19 protein-coding genes are annotated in these 16868 nt (G+C 53.0%); 13 read left to right on the forward strand and 6 right to left on the reverse strand.

Annotated features, from left to right (window positions below; all coding sequences use genetic code 11):
- The first annotated feature begins 333 nt into the window (after positions 1-333).
- The 4 genes from IEV46_RS11730 (at position 334) to IEV46_RS11745 (ending at position 3755) form a co-directional block, all read left to right on the forward strand.
- Positions 334-1761, forward strand: coding sequence for a GntP family permease (locus IEV46_RS11730; RefSeq protein WP_229736070.1), 1428 nt, complete (start codon positions 334-336; stop codon positions 1759-1761).
- 130 nt (positions 1762-1891) lie between these two features.
- Complete coding sequence (locus IEV46_RS11735; RefSeq protein WP_188432746.1) at positions 1892-2662, forward strand: 3-hydroxybutyrate dehydrogenase; 771 nt, start codon at positions 1892-1894, stop codon at positions 2660-2662.
- Between the two features lie 164 nt (positions 2663-2826).
- On the forward strand, positions 2827-3303 hold the full coding sequence (locus IEV46_RS11740) for a PaaI family thioesterase (RefSeq protein ID WP_188432747.1): 477 nt from the start codon (positions 2827-2829) through the stop codon (positions 3301-3303).
- A gap of 38 nt (positions 3304-3341) precedes the next feature.
- On the forward strand, positions 3342-3755 hold the full coding sequence (locus tag IEV46_RS11745; RefSeq protein WP_188432748.1) for an NUDIX hydrolase: 414 nt from the start codon (positions 3342-3344) through the stop codon (positions 3753-3755).
- Between the two features lie 35 nt (positions 3756-3790).
- On the opposite strand, the gene msrC is transcribed toward IEV46_RS11745, so the two are convergent.
- The gene (msrC, locus tag IEV46_RS11750) at positions 3791-4288 is read right to left on the reverse strand and encodes a free L-methionine (R)-S-oxide reductase MsrC (protein ID WP_229736071.1); all 498 of its coding nucleotides are present in this window, start codon (positions 4286-4288) and stop codon (positions 3791-3793) included.
- A 324-nt stretch (positions 4289-4612) separates the two neighbouring features.
- Here msrC and IEV46_RS11755 point away from each other — a divergent pair, with 324 nt between their 5' ends.
- The 3 genes from IEV46_RS11755 to IEV46_RS11765 all read left to right on the forward strand — a co-directional run bounded on the left by IEV46_RS11755 (position 4613) and on the right by IEV46_RS11765 (position 8475).
- A complete protein-coding gene (locus IEV46_RS11755) occupies positions 4613-5725 on the forward strand; it encodes an aminopeptidase (protein ID WP_188432749.1) in 1113 nt (370 codons plus the stop codon).
- A 231-nt stretch (positions 5726-5956) separates the two neighbouring features.
- Positions 5957-7657: a M4 family metallopeptidase gene (locus IEV46_RS11760; protein ID WP_188432750.1), complete on the forward strand. Its 1701-nt coding sequence runs from the start codon at positions 5957-5959 to the stop codon at positions 7655-7657.
- A gap of 560 nt (positions 7658-8217) precedes the next feature.
- A complete protein-coding gene (locus IEV46_RS11765; protein ID WP_188432751.1) occupies positions 8218-8475 on the forward strand; it encodes a hypothetical protein in 258 nt (85 codons plus the stop codon).
- A gap of 44 nt (positions 8476-8519) precedes the next feature.
- Here the strand turns inward: IEV46_RS11765 and IEV46_RS11770 are convergent, their stop codons facing one another.
- Positions 8520-9878: an alanine/glycine:cation symporter family protein gene (locus tag IEV46_RS11770; RefSeq protein ID WP_188432804.1), complete on the reverse strand. Its 1359-nt coding sequence runs from the start codon at positions 9876-9878 to the stop codon at positions 8520-8522.
- Positions 9879-10103: 225 nt separating this feature from the next.
- On the opposite strand from IEV46_RS11770, the gene IEV46_RS11775 reads away from it, so the two are divergent.
- Positions 10104-10361, forward strand: a complete 258-nt coding sequence (locus tag IEV46_RS11775) for an AbrB/MazE/SpoVT family DNA-binding domain-containing protein (protein ID WP_188432752.1) — start codon at positions 10104-10106, stop codon at positions 10359-10361.
- Between the two features lie 139 nt (positions 10362-10500).
- Complete coding sequence (locus IEV46_RS11780; protein WP_188432753.1) at positions 10501-11556, forward strand: M42 family metallopeptidase; 1056 nt, start codon at positions 10501-10503, stop codon at positions 11554-11556.
- Between the two features lie 12 nt (positions 11557-11568).
- Here the strand turns inward: IEV46_RS11780 and IEV46_RS18150 are convergent, their stop codons facing one another.
- Positions 11569-11682 (reverse strand): cation diffusion facilitator family transporter, encoded by a 114-nt coding sequence (locus IEV46_RS18150; RefSeq protein WP_229736074.1) that lies wholly within the window; start codon positions 11680-11682, stop codon positions 11569-11571.
- A 49-nt stretch (positions 11683-11731) separates the two neighbouring features.
- On the opposite strand from IEV46_RS18150, the gene IEV46_RS11785 reads away from it, so the two are divergent.
- Positions 11732-12205: a PaaI family thioesterase gene (locus IEV46_RS11785; RefSeq protein WP_373284609.1), complete on the forward strand. Its 474-nt coding sequence runs from the start codon at positions 11732-11734 to the stop codon at positions 12203-12205.
- Positions 12206-12431: 226 nt separating this feature from the next.
- On the opposite strand, the gene IEV46_RS11790 is transcribed toward IEV46_RS11785, so the two are convergent.
- The gene (locus IEV46_RS11790; protein ID WP_188432755.1) at positions 12432-12797 is read right to left on the reverse strand and encodes a hypothetical protein; all 366 of its coding nucleotides are present in this window, start codon (positions 12795-12797) and stop codon (positions 12432-12434) included.
- Positions 12798-12895: 98 nt separating this feature from the next.
- On the opposite strand from IEV46_RS11790, the gene glsA reads away from it, so the two are divergent.
- Together glsA and IEV46_RS11800 are read left to right on the forward strand one after the other, a co-directional pair.
- Positions 12896-13804, forward strand: a complete 909-nt coding sequence (gene glsA / locus IEV46_RS11795; protein WP_188432756.1) for a glutaminase A — start codon at positions 12896-12898, stop codon at positions 13802-13804.
- A 94-nt stretch (positions 13805-13898) separates the two neighbouring features.
- Entirely contained in the window at positions 13899-14195 is a 297-nt protein-coding gene (locus IEV46_RS11800) for an Fpa/YlaN family protein (protein WP_188432757.1), read from the forward strand.
- Positions 14196-14318: 123 nt separating this feature from the next.
- Here the strand turns inward: IEV46_RS11800 and IEV46_RS11805 are convergent, their stop codons facing one another.
- Positions 14319-14456, reverse strand: a complete 138-nt coding sequence (locus IEV46_RS11805; protein ID WP_188432758.1) for a hypothetical protein — start codon at positions 14454-14456, stop codon at positions 14319-14321.
- A 164-nt stretch (positions 14457-14620) separates the two neighbouring features.
- Positions 14621-15514, reverse strand: coding sequence for a LysR family transcriptional regulator (locus IEV46_RS11810; RefSeq protein ID WP_188432759.1), 894 nt, complete (start codon positions 15512-15514; stop codon positions 14621-14623).
- Between the two features lie 116 nt (positions 15515-15630).
- Here IEV46_RS11810 and IEV46_RS11815 point away from each other — a divergent pair, with 116 nt between their 5' ends.
- Positions 15631-16722 carry a citrate/2-methylcitrate synthase gene (locus IEV46_RS11815; protein WP_188432760.1) on the forward strand — a complete coding sequence of 364 codons (1092 nt, stop codon included), beginning with the start codon at positions 15631-15633 and terminating at the stop codon, positions 16720-16722.
- Positions 16723-16868: the final 146 nt, after the last annotated feature.

The following is a 16868-nucleotide window of genomic DNA, read 5'->3' on the forward strand; positions in this document are numbered from 1 at the left end:
GTCCGATGAAAAAGCCCGCTCTGTGATAGAAAAGAACCGGCAACTTCTCCTCGCCAGGAATTTCCCGGGGCTGTCCCAGTGTTGGTGGAAGCTCTGATGACAGTTGTGTTCCTCCGGGGAGAGAACCTGCTTTAGTCCAAAATAACAGATTTAAGTCCATATTTTTGTACAACAAAAAAGGCGATGAGGATCAACATTCTGATGGTTTTGTTTTCAGGGTCCAAAAATCTGGATATTCGATAACAAAAGATTGCGGTTTATTCTTATGGCATAAAAATTGCTAAGTAAATAAGAGCGGGGTCATACTCTATTGGTTTTACTCAGGAAAGGGGAGTGTTCAGGTTGGGAGTGCTGGGTATCTTTTTGGCGCTGGGATTGTTGATTTTCTTCGCTTACCGGGGATATCCCGTGATTCTGTTTGCGCCCGTTTTCGCCCTGTTGGCGGCAGTGATGGCAGGGTTGCCCCTATTGCCCACTTATACGGAAGTCTTTATGGTCAAAGCGGTGGACTATGTGAAATTATATTTTCCGATCTTTTTGTTGGGGGCCGTCTTCGGCAAGTTGATGGAGGACAGCGGGGCCGCGCGCTCGATCGCCCGGGGGCTGACGGGAACCTTCGGAAAAAACCAGGCGATTCTGGCAGTGGTGTTGAGTGGTGCCATTTTGACCTATGGCGGCGTCAGTCTGTTTGTGGTGGCTTTTGCGGTCTATCCCTTTGCCGCCGCCCTGTTTCGTGAGGCCAACATCCCCAAACGGCTGGTTCCTGCCACGATTGCTTTGGGGGCATTCACCTTCACCATGGATGCCTTTCCGGGGAGTCCACAGATTCAGAACATTATCCCTACAGCGTACTTCAAAACGACTTCTTTCGCCGCTCCAGTGATCGGGACCGTGGGTGGCCTGTTGGTGGCCGGTCTCGGGCTGTGGTGGTTGTACCACCGGAAAAACCAATTGATGGCCAAGGGGGAAGGGTATGGGGATCACACCTTGAACGAACCGGAAATCATGGAGGGGGAGAAACTGCCTTCCTTCTGGCTCTCTTTGATTCCATTAGTGTTGGTATTGGGCGGAAATGCCCTGTTCACCTATGTCGTGCTGCCCGGATGGTATCCTCAGTCGATCATTGCACAGTATGAAGGATTGGACATCGATCAGGTCCTGGGCATCTGGTCACTGATTCTGGCGCTGATCCTGGGGGTGGCATTTGCCATTCTGCTGCGTTGGATCTATTGGAAGAAAAACCGGGAGTCTCTGGGAACGGAAGAGGCCAAATCAGGTCTCGGTCTGTCCCAAACCCTGGCCGCCGGGGCGGTTGGCTCCCTGCTGGCCATTATGAACACGGCCTCTGAAGTCGGTTTTGGAAACGTGATCGCTTCCCTGCCCGGATTTCAGGCGGTGGCTGACTTCCTGGTCACGATGAAGACCAGCCCCCTGATCTCTGAGGCTTTCTCCATCAACATCCTGGCGGGGATTACCGGTTCCGCCTCGGGAGGGATGAGCATCGCTTTGGATACGATGGGAGCCCAGTATCTGGCATGGGCTCAGACGGCGGGAATCGATCCCGAACTGTTGCATCGGGTGGCCTCTATGTCCGCCGGCGGAATGGACACTCTCCCTCATAATGGAGCGGTAATCACACTGTTGGCCATCTGCGGATTGACCCACCGGCAATCCTACCCGGATATCTTTGCCATCACAGTGATCAAAACCTTGGCGGTGCCGGCGATCATTCTGTTGTCTCTGGTCACAGGCTTGGTCTGAGTCAGAAATGTTTAAAAGTGGGGTGTGAAAAGGGGGGTATGAGCTGTCAGAGATGATACGCGATTTTCCCGCTCCCCACCAAAAACAACCATACAGACATACTTGAAATCTTGGAAAGGGTGGATGGGAAATGGACAGAAAACGGACGGTGCTGGTGACTGGAGCGGCCCGGGGAATCGGGTACAGTGTGGCGGAATCTTTTGCCAGAGAAGGGGATCATGTGATCCTGGCCGATCTCCATCGGGACGCTGCGGAGGATGCGGCCCGCAATATTGCCGGATCGACGGTTGGAGAAGCCTCGGGGTGGGGGGTGGACGTTTCTGATGAAACTCAGGTGAAGGAATTGGTGGGCAGGGTGATCGCCCGGCGGGGAACCATCGATGTGGTGGTGAACAACGCCGGTCTGCAGCACATCGCCAAAGTGGAGGAGTTTCCCCTTGAAAAGTGGAACCAGCTGATCGGAGTGATGTTGACCGGTCCCTTTCTTATGATTAAGCACGTGCTCCCCCATATGAAGAAACAACGGTATGGGCGGATCATCAATATCTCTTCGGTCCACGGGAAAACCGCCTCCCCCTTTAAATCGGCCTATATCTCAGCTAAACACGGAGTGATCGGTCTCTCCCGGACGGTGGCCCTGGAGACGGCAGAAGACGGGATTACTTGCAATGCGATTCTGCCGGGGGTGGTGGACACCCCGCTGGTGCAAAACCAATTGGCACATCTGGCACAGGAAGAGGGGATTTCCAGGGAGGAAGCATTGAATAAACATCTTCTCCACAAACAGGCGCTGAAACGGTTTATCAAGCCGTCGGAGATCGCCGCCTGTGCCGTCTACCTCGCTTCTGACGGCGCGGCTTCGATTACCGGGGAGGAGATCAGTGTCTCCGGTGGTTGGTGAGAAGGGTGACGATGCTTGATGCAGTGATTTTGATTTGGCCGGTGAGACATTCACCGGTCTTTTTCGTTTTCCGCGGAGCTTTTTTATGGTATAAAGAGGGAGAGAGGCACCAGACGACACGATCAAATTCCAGTAACGGATACGGATGGAAAAGAGGGTATGAGATGACTCTGGACGGATTGTTGAAAGAGTTGCAGGATTTGAACGCCATTGAACTGGACACTATTCATAAACAAGTGCAAGCTCTGAAGCGGGCACGGGTCAGCCCGCTGGCTTACATTGAGGAAATGATGAATTTCCAGTCTCCGGGGTATGATGAGCAAGCAGAGGCGTACATTCATCGGATGCTGGTGACAGAGGAGTTGAAAAACCGTTATAAGATTCTTCACGGAGGGATGACCGCCACTTTTATCGATACGGCGATGGGTTCCACAGTTTTTCAGGAAATGGGGAGGGATCGACGATCCGTCACCTTGGATCTTTATGTGAGCTTTCTGAAGCCGGCGGTGGAAGGATGGTTGACCTCCGAAACCCAGGTGATCAAGAAAGGACGGACAATCCTGGTTCTGGAGACAAAGGTGACAGATGAACGGGAGCGGTTGATCGCCCGGGCTTCCGGAACCTTTTTCCGCTTTAGTTAATGGACCCCTGTCAGGGAGGGGATGGAAAGGGGGATGGCATGAAAAAACCTTACAAAATTGCCGCCAAAGCCATCATTTTCGACGGGGATCGCGTGCTGGTCCTGCGCAAGTCGAAAGCGGAACGAAGTGCGAAGGATACCCACGGATGGGACTTCCCCGGCGGGGGACTGGAACCTTCCGAACCCCTGATGGAAGCGTTGTATCGGGAGGTTCAGGAAGAGACGGGCCTTTCCATTCGGGTGGTGGGTCCCGCTTACATCTATGATGATCTTCAGGAAGAGAAACACTTGATCATCATCAAGTTCGCCTGCAGGCAACCGGTTGGCGAAGTGAAGCTGAGTGCCGAACACGACAGCTTTCATTGGACCCGGATGGAGGAGCTGGACGAAGCTCCCTATCCCGAGTGGATGAAAGAGGAGATCCGTCGGGCTTATCGCATCTATATGGAGTGATGGAAAAGGGCCGCCCCTTTTATGGCGGCCTCTGCTTATGCCATTTTGGACCAATCGATGCATTCTTCCACGATCCGGGCCAGTTTTTCGAGACCGTCACGATCCACCTCATCGAAACGATCGGGAACGGGGCTGTCTACATCCAATACCCCGACAATGCCCCCCTCCACCTGCAGCGGGATCACGATTTCGGATTGCGATGCGGCGTCACAGGCGATATGGCCGGGGAATTGGCGAACGTCGGGCACAAGCTGAGTGGCTCTCTCCTGGACAGCGGTGCCGCAGACTCCCTTTCCGATGGGGATCCGGATACAGGCGGGCAATCCTGAGAAAGGGCCCAGCAGAAGCTCCTCTCCCCGCAACAGGTAGAAGCCGGCCCAGTTCACTTCCTCCAAGGAATGGTACAAGAGGGAGGCCGTATTGGCCAGGTTGGCCACCCAATCCCGTTCATCGGCCAACAAACTCCTCGCTTGGCTCAACAGGTTCCGGTACTGTTCTTCTTTATTGCCTTCCACCCGTTTCAACTGAAACATCGTTATTCCTCCAACATCCATGGGAATTGATATTGCCGCACAACTTCTCTTCCCATTCTAACGGTCCCGTCCTTTTCTGACAAATGGGGGTGGAGGATGTTACAATGAATAGCGGAAAAAAGAGATCTGCTTCATTGTGTCGTCTCCATGGACTAAAGGGCACAAAATCATACAGCTCAAAAGTGTTGTGAAAGAGTTGTCACAGGGAGGGTTGGGTGTCACATGGAGCGTCTTTGCTCGTTGGAACCAATAAAGCGGAATATGAAACCCAATCCCGACCCGGCTCGAAAAAGAACTATATCACAGGATAAAGGGGTTTTAGCTATGCGAGATCCACGTGTCAATGAATTGGCCCGTTTGTTGGTCACCCACTCCATGAAAGTAAAACCGGGGGAGAATGTTCTGATCGATCTGTTCGGAGAGCGGGAAGAGCTCGCTCGGGCCTTGATCGCCGAGGTGTATCGCGCGGGAGGGTTCCCTTTCTACCAGGTGAACCGCGATGCGCTGTTGCGGGCACAGCTTTTGGAAACCACCGAGGAACATATGGAGTTGTTGGCCAGATTTGACTATGAACGGATGAAAGCGATGGATTGTTATGTAGCCATCCGTGGGCGGGAGAATATCAACGAATTGGCGGATGTTCCTTCGGATCGGATGAAAATCTATGTTGAGCGTTACAACAGTCTGGTCCATGAAGAACGTGTCAACAACACCCGGTGGGTGGTCCTGCGCTACCCCAATCCGTCTATGGCTCAGCTGGCGGGGACCAGCACCGAAGCCTTTGAGGACTTTTTCTTCAATGTATGCACTGTGGATTATCAGCGGATGGGAGAAGGAATGAAGCTCCTGGTGGAACGGATGGAGAAGACGGACCGGGTTCATATCAAGGGGCCCGGCACGGATCTCACCTTCTCGATTAAAGGACTGCCGGCGATCCCGTGTTCCGGGGAGGTCAATATCCCCGACGGGGAAGTTTTTACTGCTCCGGTTCGCAATTCCGTCAATGGAGTTCTCACCTACAATACCGCCACCGTCTATCAAGGAACCAAGTTTGATCAAATCCGCTTCGAGTTCAAAGAGGGTAAAATTGTGAAGGCCACCGCCAATGAGACGGAGAAGCTGAACAAAATCCTGGATACCGACGAAGGAGCCCGTTACATCGGGGAATTCAGTCTGGGACTCAACCCTTACATCCAACATCCCATGCTGGACACACTGTTCGACGAAAAAATCAACGGCAGCTTCCATTTCACTCCCGGCAAGGCTTACGAGGAGTGTAATAACGGTAATAAATCCGCCATCCACTGGGATATTGTCAACATCCAGCGCTCCGACTACGGCGGGGGGGAGATCTATTTCGATGGGGAATTGATCCGCAAAGACGGCCTCTTCGTCGTTCCCGACCTGGAACCCCTCAATCCGGAAAACCTGAAATGATGCCAGAGAGAGTCCTCGAAGAAGAGGGCTCTATTTTTTGGTGGAACGAATAGGCCAAAACAGGCATGTTGATCGGCAACACACCTCTCTCTTTTTACGCTCATTTTCTGGGTAATCGATGGCCTGTTTTTTCTTTTCGGAAGGATATTCCGAAAGTTTAAAGAAATGGATAAAGGGTGGCTTGAAGGTCATGCAAACCTCAAAAAATAATGACAGGGAGAGGAATCCGGAATGAAGAAGCTGGTATTCACGCTGTTGCTGGCGGCTGCACTGATGACGGGAACGGCTTCGGAATGGACAGCAGCTGTACACGCCGACGGAAGTGAGTCGGTCAAACAATTTCAGAAGTACAGCAATGGAAAATGGCGGGCAAGGGTGGATCGGGAAGGGACTCCTGTTTTTGTCACCGGCGTGTTGAGCGACATAGGAGAGGTCGATACGAAAGAGGAAGCTCTCCGGTTTCTGGAAAAACATCGGGAATATTTCCATGTGAACCGACCGTCACGGGATCTGAAGCTGGAAAAAACGGAAAAGGACAAGCTGGGGATGAAGCACTTCCGTTTCCGGCAGATGAAAGAAGGATTTCCTGTGGAAGGATCTGTCCTGACCGTACATACGGATAAAAAAGGCGCAGTCCGGACGGTGAACGGTCAGATCGATCAGAAAACAGACGACCAGAGTCTGAATACCCGGGTGGCGATTTCCAGGAAAGCTGCTGTGAAAGTCGCAAAAGAAGCCGTAAGTGCTCCGGAGCATCTTTTTGAAGAACCGGTGACGGAACAGGTGGTCTATCCTTCCGGTGGGAAAGGCATTCTCACCTACAAAGTGAATCTCAATTTCCTCGGCAAAGAGCCGGGCAACTGGTTTGTCTATGTGGATGCCAAAACGGGGAAAGTCATCGATAAGTATAATGCGATCATGGATGCCGATGAACTGAAGCATGCCACAGGTGTCGGTGTCGGAGTAAAAGGAACCCGGCGCAAGCTGAATTTGGCCAAGGATCACAGCGACAGAGGATCCATCTTTTATCTCAGGGATATCACGCGGCGCCCCCGGATGCAGGATATCCTGACCTATGACTTCAAAAACCGGTGGGACTCCCGAACCCACCCGTTGCCGGGAGTGTTGTTTCAGAATAAGAGTGCTTCCTGGAAAGATGACTACCACCGGGCAGCAGTGGATGCCCACTATAATTCCGAGAGGGTCTATGAGTATTTTCTCCGGGAGCACGACCGGAACTCCATCGACGGTAAAGGGATGGCTATCGTCTCCACGGTTCATTACGGGGAAGATTACAACAACGCATTCTGGAATGGAAAACAAATGACTTATGGGGACGGGGATGGCAGTTACTTTATTCCCCTGTCAGCGGGATTGGATGTGGCTGCCCATGAAATGACCCATGGAGTGACCACCCACTCTGCCGGCTTGGTATACCGAAATCAACCCGGCGCTCTCAATGAAGCCTTCTCCGACATCTTTGGCGCGCTGGTGGACGAAGCCAACTGGGAGATCGGGGAGGAGGTCATGGCCCCCGAGGCCATCGCTTCCGGGCGCACCTCCCTCCGCAGTCTGGAGAATCCGGGTAAATTCCAGGTGAAAGAAGAATATTGGCCCTATGGGGACGGATCGGGCAAATACCCCTCTCATATGGATGAATTCTATGATTTGCCCCTCCATTTGGATAACGGAGGCGTCCACGTGAACTCCTCCATTATTAATCATGGCGCCTATCTTGCCGGGGAGAAAATCGGAAAACAGACGCTGGGACAAATCTATTACCGGGCGCTTACCGTTTATCTGACCCCGATGTCCGATTTCAAGGATGCGCGGTATGCGGTGATTCAATCGGCCACTGACCTTTACGGGGAAGGAAGTGCCGAGGTGAAAGCTGTGACTGATGCTTTTAACGCCGTGGGCATCACCCCGTGACTATCATGAACACCAGGTCTGTTGATTCATCAGGAAATGGGGGGACCTTTCGCTTCCACGCTTGCTCCGCACGTGAAGCTGAAGCTAGTGGGGTCTCTTGCCAAAAACGCATAGCGAGACCTGGGAGCGAAAGCGAGCTAGGCGAGACTTGTGCTCTCCTGAGTGCATAGCGAGACCTGGGAGCGAAACGAGCTAGGCGAGACTTGTACTTTTCTGAGTGCAAAGGTAAATCCCTCCGCCTCTGTTTCCTATCTGAAAAAAATTATTCACAGGGAGGGTTGGGTTTCACATGGAGTGATTTTGGCAGTCAGAACAGAAAAGGTGATGTGAGGCCCAATCCCGACCGTCCAAGAACGTATTAATCACAACACTTCTGGACGATGGATCGACACGCCTGCATTAAACAAACACCCGCTGACATAAGAACGTCTGCGGGTGTTTCTCTTTGGAATCAGGTCCTTCCAAGGATCATGGGGAGCCACATTCCGTTTTAGGAAAGCTTCATCACTTTCCGGCATAGAAATCAAGGGAACAACTAGTCCCGGAGAGGAGGTCTTTTTTTGCGAAAGTGGGGAAAACGTCTGCTGACTGTGGCGGGAACAGGACTGTTCGCGGGATGGGTGTTCGGGTTGAATGTGGTTCCGGACCGGGTTGCCGTAGAAGAGAGGGATCAGGTACAATGGGTTCCTTTGCCCTCAGGCATGTACTGGTTGGAAGTGATCGGTTTCGCCGTCTGGGCCGCCATGCTGGTCACCTTGCTTTCGGCAGCGGTGATGGGGTTCGCCCGACTTCTTCGTGCCGGAAGGAACCGTAAATAATCGACCAACCTGTGGTTGGTTGCAGGCTGGTCGATTATTCGGAATCACCCGGTCTGCTTTGCTTTTTGACTCTGTTCTTTCAGCATGATCTTTCGGAAGTCCTTGGTCTCCGAGACGACCACGCCTGACAGGAGCAGAAGACCGACTAGGTTGGGCAGGGCCATCAAGGCGTTCATGGTGTCGGAGAGATCCCAGACCAGTTTGATCTCTTGCATCGCCCCGACGAACACAACCAGGACGAAGAAAATCCGGTAATAGAGCGAGGACTTGTCACCGAACAAGTAGGTGAAACACTTTTCGCCGTAGTAGGACCATCCGAGAATGGTGGAATAGGCAAACAGAATCAATCCGATGGAGACGGTCCAATTGCCGATGACGGGCAATACGTTGTCGAAGGCAGCCATGGTGATTTGAGCCCCTTCCAGGTTTGGGTCTGCGTAGGTACCGCTCATGACAATGGTCAGTCCCGTGATGGAGCAGACGACAATCGTGTCCAGAAATGTCCCGGTCATGGAGACGAGAGCCTGGCGGCCGGGATGATCTGTTTTTGCCGCAGCGGCAGCGATCGGGGCCGATCCGAGGCCGGCCTCGTTGGAAAAGAGACCTCTGGCAACTCCCATCTTGATCACTTGGCCGAGGAGCCCGCCGGCGACGGCCTCGCCGGTGAAGGCGTCGGACAGAATGAGAGTAAGAGTGCCGGGAATCTTGTCAAGATTGAGGAAGATGATCACGAGTCCGCCCAGGATATAGAAAACAGCCATAAAGGGAACGAGGTAGGAAGTCACCCGGCCGATGGACTTAATTCCGCCCAACAGCACCAATCCGGTGAACACCGTCAGAACCAATCCGGTCACCCAGGTAGGAATCGCGTCCCCGGAAAGTTGGCTGATTGACCCGGCTACAGAGTGGGACTGGGTCATGTTGCCGATTCCAAAGGCGGCGATCGAGCCGAACAGGGCAAACAGGACAGCCAACCATTTCCAGCCCAAGCCACGCTCGATATAGTACATCGGACCGCCGGAGATCTGCCCTTTTTCATTTGTGATACGATATTTAACGGCCAGAATCGCCTCGGCGTATTTGGTAGCCATTCCAAAGAGGGCCGTGATCCACATCCAGAAGACTGCTCCCGGCCCTCCGGTGGCCACTGCCGTAGCCACCCCGGCGATGTTTCCGGTTCCGATGGTGGCGGCCAAAGCGGTCATCAGGGACTGAAAGTGGGAGATATCCCCTTTCGATTTTTGATCCTGATGCGGGCTGAAGGCCAGCTTCAGCGCATAGGGAAGGGTCCGAATCTGCAGGAATCCCAACCTCAGACTGAGGAAGATCCCTGTTCCCACAAGCAGGACCAAGGTCGGCCACCCCCAGACAAAGCCGTTCACGGTACCAATCCAATCCAGCAGTGTTTTTTCAATACTTGTCCACAAATTGAATCACCTCTCTCGATAGGGTGGAATATATAAACCAAAGTTATGAGTGATAATCGATTCGACGTAATTTGATGTATTCCCTCTTTCCCACTCAGGTGAATGTTTCCAATCATCCGGTAAAAGAAGGGATTTAAGGTTAAAGCATGGAATCTAGTGGTGTATAAAGGGCAGCACCTATACCAATCGGGGGTGAATTTTGTGAAGGCCACAGGGATTGTGCGAAAGGTGGACGAACTCGGTCGGATCGTATTGCCGGTGGAGTTGAGACGGACGATGGATATTGACGTAAGAGATCCCCTTGAAATCTATGTCGACGGATCCACAGTGATTCTGAAGAAGTACAGTCCATCCTGCATCTTTTGTGGGAGTGTGGAGAACGTTCTGCAATACCGCAGCAGAAATGTCTGTGAAGACTGTTTGCGGCAATTGGCCTCTTCCTTGGAGGAACACTCCTGATCTTTCATCGGGCAGTCGTTGGTCACAGACAAAGGGAATTGAAAGGACGGGGGAAGCCGTCAGGGCTTCCTTCTTTTGTTGCGGCGGCTTTCTATTGGTATACTTAAGGGGATCACCCGATACAGAAAGGAGTTTATTCATGGAACCATCCAACCCCGTCGATGCCATCATCGATCATTTGGTTCGTCTGGTTCGCATCCCCAGTCCGACGGGTCATACCGAGGAGGCGATCCGATTTCTGAGAGGAAAACTGTCTCCTTATGAAGGGCGGATTTCATTGAGTCAAGCGGCAAAGGGAGGTCTGCTAGTCACTCTCAAGGGGGAAGATCATCAGATTCACCGCTTCCTGACCGCCCATGTGGACACTCTCGGTGCGATGGTTAAGGAGATCAAACCCAACGGGCGGCTTCAACTCACCAATATCGGCGGATTTACCTGGAACTCTGTGGAAGGAAATTATTGTACAGTGCAGACCCGTTCCCGAGGGAAGGTGACGGGAACGATTCTGGCCACCCACACATCCGTTCACGTCTACGAAGATGCCAGGAAGCAGGAACGGAAGCAGGAAAATATGGAGGTCCGCCTGGATGCCAAGGTACATAATGCGGAAGAGGTTCGGGAGCTGGGCATTGAAGTCGGGGATTTTGTTTCTTTTGACCCCCGGATCGAAGTGACAGAAAGCGGATTTATCAAGGGACGGCACATGGATGACAAAGCCAGCGCCGCCATTCTGCTGGAATTGATCATCCAAGTGGTGGAACAGAGGCTTCGGCTGCCCCACACCACTCATGTTTATTTCAGCACCTATGAAGAGGTGGGGTTCGGGGCCAACTCCAATATCCCGGACCGGGTACGGGAATACTTGGCCGTCGATATGGGGGCGATCGGGGAGGGGCAGGCCACCGATGAATTCTGCGTCTCCATCTGTGCCAAAGATTCCAGCGGACCTTATCATTACGGTCTGCGGAAAAAACTGACGGAGCTGGCGGAGAGGGAAGGAATTTATCATCGGGTGGACATCTACCCCCATTACGGCTCTGACGCCAGTGCGGCCGTACGGGCAGGATACGACCTGATCCACGGACTGATCGGTCCCGGAGTGGATGCCTCCCATGCATTTGAGCGTACCCATCGGGATGCATTGGAGAACACATATCGGCTGCTTTACCGTTATATCCAAACCACGTCCCTCTAGAAGCGTTGTGACTCAGTGTTGGCCGGGTCGGTCGGGATTGGGTTTCACATGACCTTTTCGTTGTTCTTTGGATCCAAAATCACTCCATGTGAAACCCAACCCTCCCTCTGCGTGGCTTTTTCGCAACGCTTCTAAGTTACCCGAGGGAAGCAAACAGGAGGATCCCATGTCAGAATTGTTCCAAGCCTTGAAGGAGATTACAGAAACGGGAACACAAGAGGAGCAAGAGATTTTACGGCTGGCGGTTCAAGCTGTCAGACAAAAACGGGAGCGGGGGAGTGCCTATCCTTCCGGATTTCTCGGCCTGTCCGGAGAATTCACGGAGGAAGGGACTTACCGTTTTCACATCCGGATCACTCCCTATATGTTGAACCGGGGCGGAATTGTCCACGGTGGAATCACTGCCACCTTGGCCGATTCCACTATGGGCTCCTTGATCAACAAAAGCCTTCCGGAAGGGAAGGCTGCGGTGACGGTGGAGATGAAGGTGAACTATTTGGAGGCGGGCACCGGGCAGGAATTAATCTCTGAAGCCCGCTTGATCCGCCTCGGACGGACCCTGGCGTTTGCCGACTGCAAGGTGGAAAACGAGAGGGGAAAACAAATCGTTCATGCTACTGCAACCTTTGCCATTATCGACTTGCCTTGACAATGGCAAAGGTCAGGGGCGCGGAAAAAGGGTGGGCTTTGGAGAGGTTCATTGAGACTCCACTCTATAAAAAACGCGGGATACAGATCGTTCCGGACTTCTACGTTAGAGTTGAATGTTTCGATTCCAATGATTCTGACTATGAATTTGTTGCAGAAGAAAGTAAACCCAGCTTGCCGATGAAGCTCGGAAAGCCGGGTTCCTTTGCTTCTGAGATGAGGTGATGTCACACCACTTCCATCTTCTCGATGCAGTCGACCGGCCGGTCTTGGTTGCTGCCATCAGCCAGGAAAAGGAGGGCCGGGCCGTCGGGACGGATGGGCTTGCCTGCCCGGGCAAACTGAAGTACAGATTTGTACGCATGTTCCAAAGGCAGAATCACCCTTCCGCCTCCCCGTTGGTGAATCACCAGCTTGGTGGCGTCTTCCGCCGGTTCGGCGTTTTTCAGGAAGGGTCCAAACTCCATGCCGAGTCCGTCCACTCCGGGGAACTGCTCAGACATCTCAAAACGACGGTCGTCAAAAATCCACAGGGAAGGATCCAGATTGATCTGATACTTGACCTTTCCCTGGATCAGGATGATTTCATTCATATGATACGCTCCTGTGTTGTTGGTCATCGATCCATCTTTATTATACAGAAGTCTGCGCTGGCGCAAAATAAAGAGTGATAAGGAAAGGCGGGGTGAGCATGAAGGATTTTTTGGAGGAACTGGTGAAACAATATCGACCCTCAGCCGGAGAGGGAAAGCTTGCAGATTATATTCCGGAGTTATCGGCGCAGGATCCGACCACTTTGGGAATCTCTGTGCGAACCTGTGACGGGGAGATTTATTCCGCTGGGAACTGTCCCGAGAGATTCACTATGCAGAGTATTTCCAAAGTGATCACCTTGATTCTCGCCCTGATGGATCAGGGCGAGAAAGCGGTGTTTGAACGGGTGGGAATGGAACCGACGGGAGATCCCTTCAATTCCATTTATAAACTGGAACAGGCACCGGGAAAACCCCTCAATCCGATGATTAACGCCGGTGCATTGGTGGTCAGTTCGCTGATCAAAGGATCCACGGTGGAAGAACGGCTGGGCAGAATTCTGTCTTTAGTTCAACGGATGGCGGAAAATCCGAATATTGGGTTGGATTATGCCGTCTATTATTCGGAGAGGGCGACCGGATTCCGCAACCGGTCCATGGCTTATTTCCTGAAGGAATTCGGTATGATCGAAGATGTGGAAGCCACCTTGGAACTCTATTTTCAGCAGTGTTCTATCGCCATCAGTTGTGATGATTTGGCCCAGATGGGATTGTGTCTGGCCCGGCTCGGTGAAAATGATGCGGGGGAACAGGTGATTCCCCGGGAGCTGGCCCGATTGGTAAAAACATTTATGGTCACCTGCGGAATGTATAACGCCTCCGGTGAGTTTGCGATTCTCGCCGGGATTCCGGCCAAGAGCGGTGTGTCCGGTGGAATTTTGGCCTCTGTTCCGGAGCGGATGGGGATCGGGGTTTTTGGCCCGGCCTTGGATGAAAAAGGGAACAGCGTGGGTGGAGTGCGTCTGTTGAAGGGTTTATCCCGGGAATTGAATCTCAGTATCTTTTGAGGAAATTGCAAATCAGTCGGTGTCATGATACACTGATTCTGAGCGCATGTGGAACCGTTTGGGAACCGAACGGTTGAATGGGGGGTATACCGTGATGACACCGACTCAAACCGATCTGGCCCAGCGCGCCGAACAGTTGCTCAGGGAAGATGCGAAGAAAATTGAACATCTGATTGCGGTTCAGCTGGATAATCTGACCGCACCCAAGTGTCCCCTGTATGAAGAAGTACTGGATACCCAAATGTTCGGTCTTTCCCGCGAAATCGATTTCGCGGTGCGGGCGGGTTTGATCACGAGGGAACAGGGCAGGAGTATCATCAGCGAACTGGAACAAAAATTGGCCCACCTCTACTCGACGGTACTTCCCTCCCCGAACCTGCAGCAGGGCTGATCGGAGCCAACTGAATATATCAACCGAGACTCCAGAAACGGGGTCTTTTTTTGTTGATAAAAAATGGGATCCCGGGATTTCGGGTCCCCATTTTTGTACAAGGGGTAAAACTGACCCTCTGTTTTAACCTTTGATCGATTCCAGCCACTCCGCATAGCATTCGTCACACAGAAGTTCATCCTGCTCCCCTTCAGTTTTGTATAAGGTGACGGGGTGGATGCTTGTGGTTGGGTGTTCACAGTGATCACAGGTATACTCCATGAATATCCTCCCTGCCTTTTTGATTCCAGTATTTCCGGGCGAGGTAAGGATATTCATGCTTACGGGATCAGACCTTCTCCATTTCGGCTGTTCACGTTACGTCAGCAGTATACGTTAAAGCCGCTGACAACCGGGGTGAGCAGGATGGTGGGACAGGTTGTCCGCTACGACCATTCCCCTTCGGGAGTATAGATACCCCGGATGTCGTTCAACAGCCGGCGGAGGGCGGAAGAGTGGTATCGTTCTTTGGGATAGAGGAGAACGACAGGGAGCTGGTTTTTCAGTCCGGGGACCCGGAGTTGCCGGAGTCCATCGTCAGTCATCGGATCGAGGCAGAGGCGGGGGATCAGGGCCAACCCCAATCCTTCACGAACCATCCGTTTCACTTCCTCCAGACTGGTCAGTTCGATGGAGGATTCCGTCCGGATTCCTTTTTCCCGCAGGATCCGGTCTATCAATTTTTGTTCCGTCGCTTCCGGGACGAGGGAGATCAGAGGGGTCTCCTTCAGTTTTTCCAATCGAAAGTAGGATTCCCGGGCAGCGGGGTGATCCAGGGGTGCAATCAGGGTAAGGGTGTCATAAAAGAGAACCTGGTTTTGCAGGTGATCCAGGGGTTGATCCAGATAGTTGATCCCCGCATCCAACCTTCCTTCCAATACTCCCTGCACCACTTGGTTACCGGACAGGGTGTGGACCGTCACCCGGAGCCGGGGACGGATGTCCCGGAAGTAGGTGAGGAGGCGGGGGAGGATGGTGATGGCGGCTCCAGAGGTGGCGCCGATGGTCAACTTTCCCCGCAGCATCTCTTCCGTGTCCTGAACGGCCCGCTTTCCTTCTTCCAGGAGGGCGGCCACCTGGCGCGCATAGGGAAGGAAAGCTTTTCCACCGGAAGTGAGACGAACCCTTTGCCGCAGAAACAGCGGGGCGCCTAGCTCTTCCTCCAGGGAACGGATCTGGGCACTGACGGCCGGCTGAGTCAAAGTCAGCTCCTGGGCTGCTTTGCGGAAGCTGTTATGTTTGGCCACTTCGAGAAAGGTGAGGATTTGGGACAGGTTCAAATAGATCCTCTCCTATAGATAAATTATTGTTATCAGATCTATTATAATCATAAATTAGATTTTTCAACAGAGGTGGAGTACGATAAATTTATGGATAAAAGAAAGGAGAGAAGAAGATGAAAGTGGTACCCGGATTGGAGGGAATTGCGGTTACGGAGACGGAGTTGTCCCTGGTGGACGGGGAGAAAGGACATTTGGTTTACCGAGGGCATTGGGCGAAGGAATTGGCGGTTTCCCGGACTTTTGAAGCGGTGGTACATCTTTTGTGGTATGGACACCTTCCGGAGGAAAAGGAAGAACGACGCTTCCGGGATCTCCTCGCCTCTCATCGGGAGGTTCCGGAGTCGGTGCTGGAAGTGCTGAAGCGCCTGCCCCTGGAGATGGATTTGATGAGTGTGCTCAGAACAGCGGTCTCCACGCTGACGACAACGGAGGACGATATTTCGCCCCGGGAGCGGGCGGGGGCGGTTTTGGCTATGATCCCAACTCTGATCGCCCATCGGTATCATTTTCTCCGAGGGAGCCGGATGCCCGAAATCCGGCGGGATTTGTCCCACACCGCACATTACCTGTATCTGCTTCAGGGGAAAGAGGCCTCGCCGGCCCATGTCCGGGCGCTGGAAGCCTATTGGATCTTGACCGCCGAGCATGGGATGAATGCCTCCACCTTCGCCGGCAGAGTGGTCGCCTCCACCGGTTCTGATCTTTTTTCCAGCTTGACAGCGGCCATCGGAGCCTTGAAGGGTCCTCTTCACGGAGGGGCACCCTCAGAGGTGGAAGGAATGCTGGAGGCGATAGGGTCGGTGGAGGAGGCGGAGCCTTGGATCCGAAAACGGTTGGAAGCGGGGAAGCGCCTGATGGGCTTTGGACATCGTGTGTACAAGACACGGGATCCCCGAGCTGAGGCTCTCAGAGAAGTGTCAGAGAAGCTTTCCGGAGAGGATCCTTGGTTTCATCTGGCCGTTGAAGTGGAGCGAACGGCCCTTCGCTTGCTGGAAGAATACAAACCGGGTCGGCGTCTTTATACCAATGTGGAGTTCTACGCTGCCGCCGTCCTCCGCGCCGTCGGTCTCCCAAGGGAGTTGTACACCCCGACCTTCACCCTGAGCCGGACCGCGGGCTGGTGTGCCCATATCCTGGAACAGGTGGCCCATAACCGAATCATTCGCCCCCAATCGGTCTATCGAGGGCCCATGCCGGGGAATTAGAAGCATTGTAAAAAAGTTGTCACAGGGAGGGTTGGGCTTCTCATGGAGCGTCTTTGCCTCGTCAGAACTTTGGACGTGGAATGTGAAACCACATTCCTACCCGGCCCGAAAAGCGCTATATCACAATACTTCTAGAAGCTTTGTGA

Source organism: Kroppenstedtia guangzhouensis (assembly GCF_014637345.1).
Classification (GTDB): domain Bacteria; phylum Bacillota; class Bacilli; order Thermoactinomycetales; family DSM-45169; genus Kroppenstedtia; species Kroppenstedtia guangzhouensis.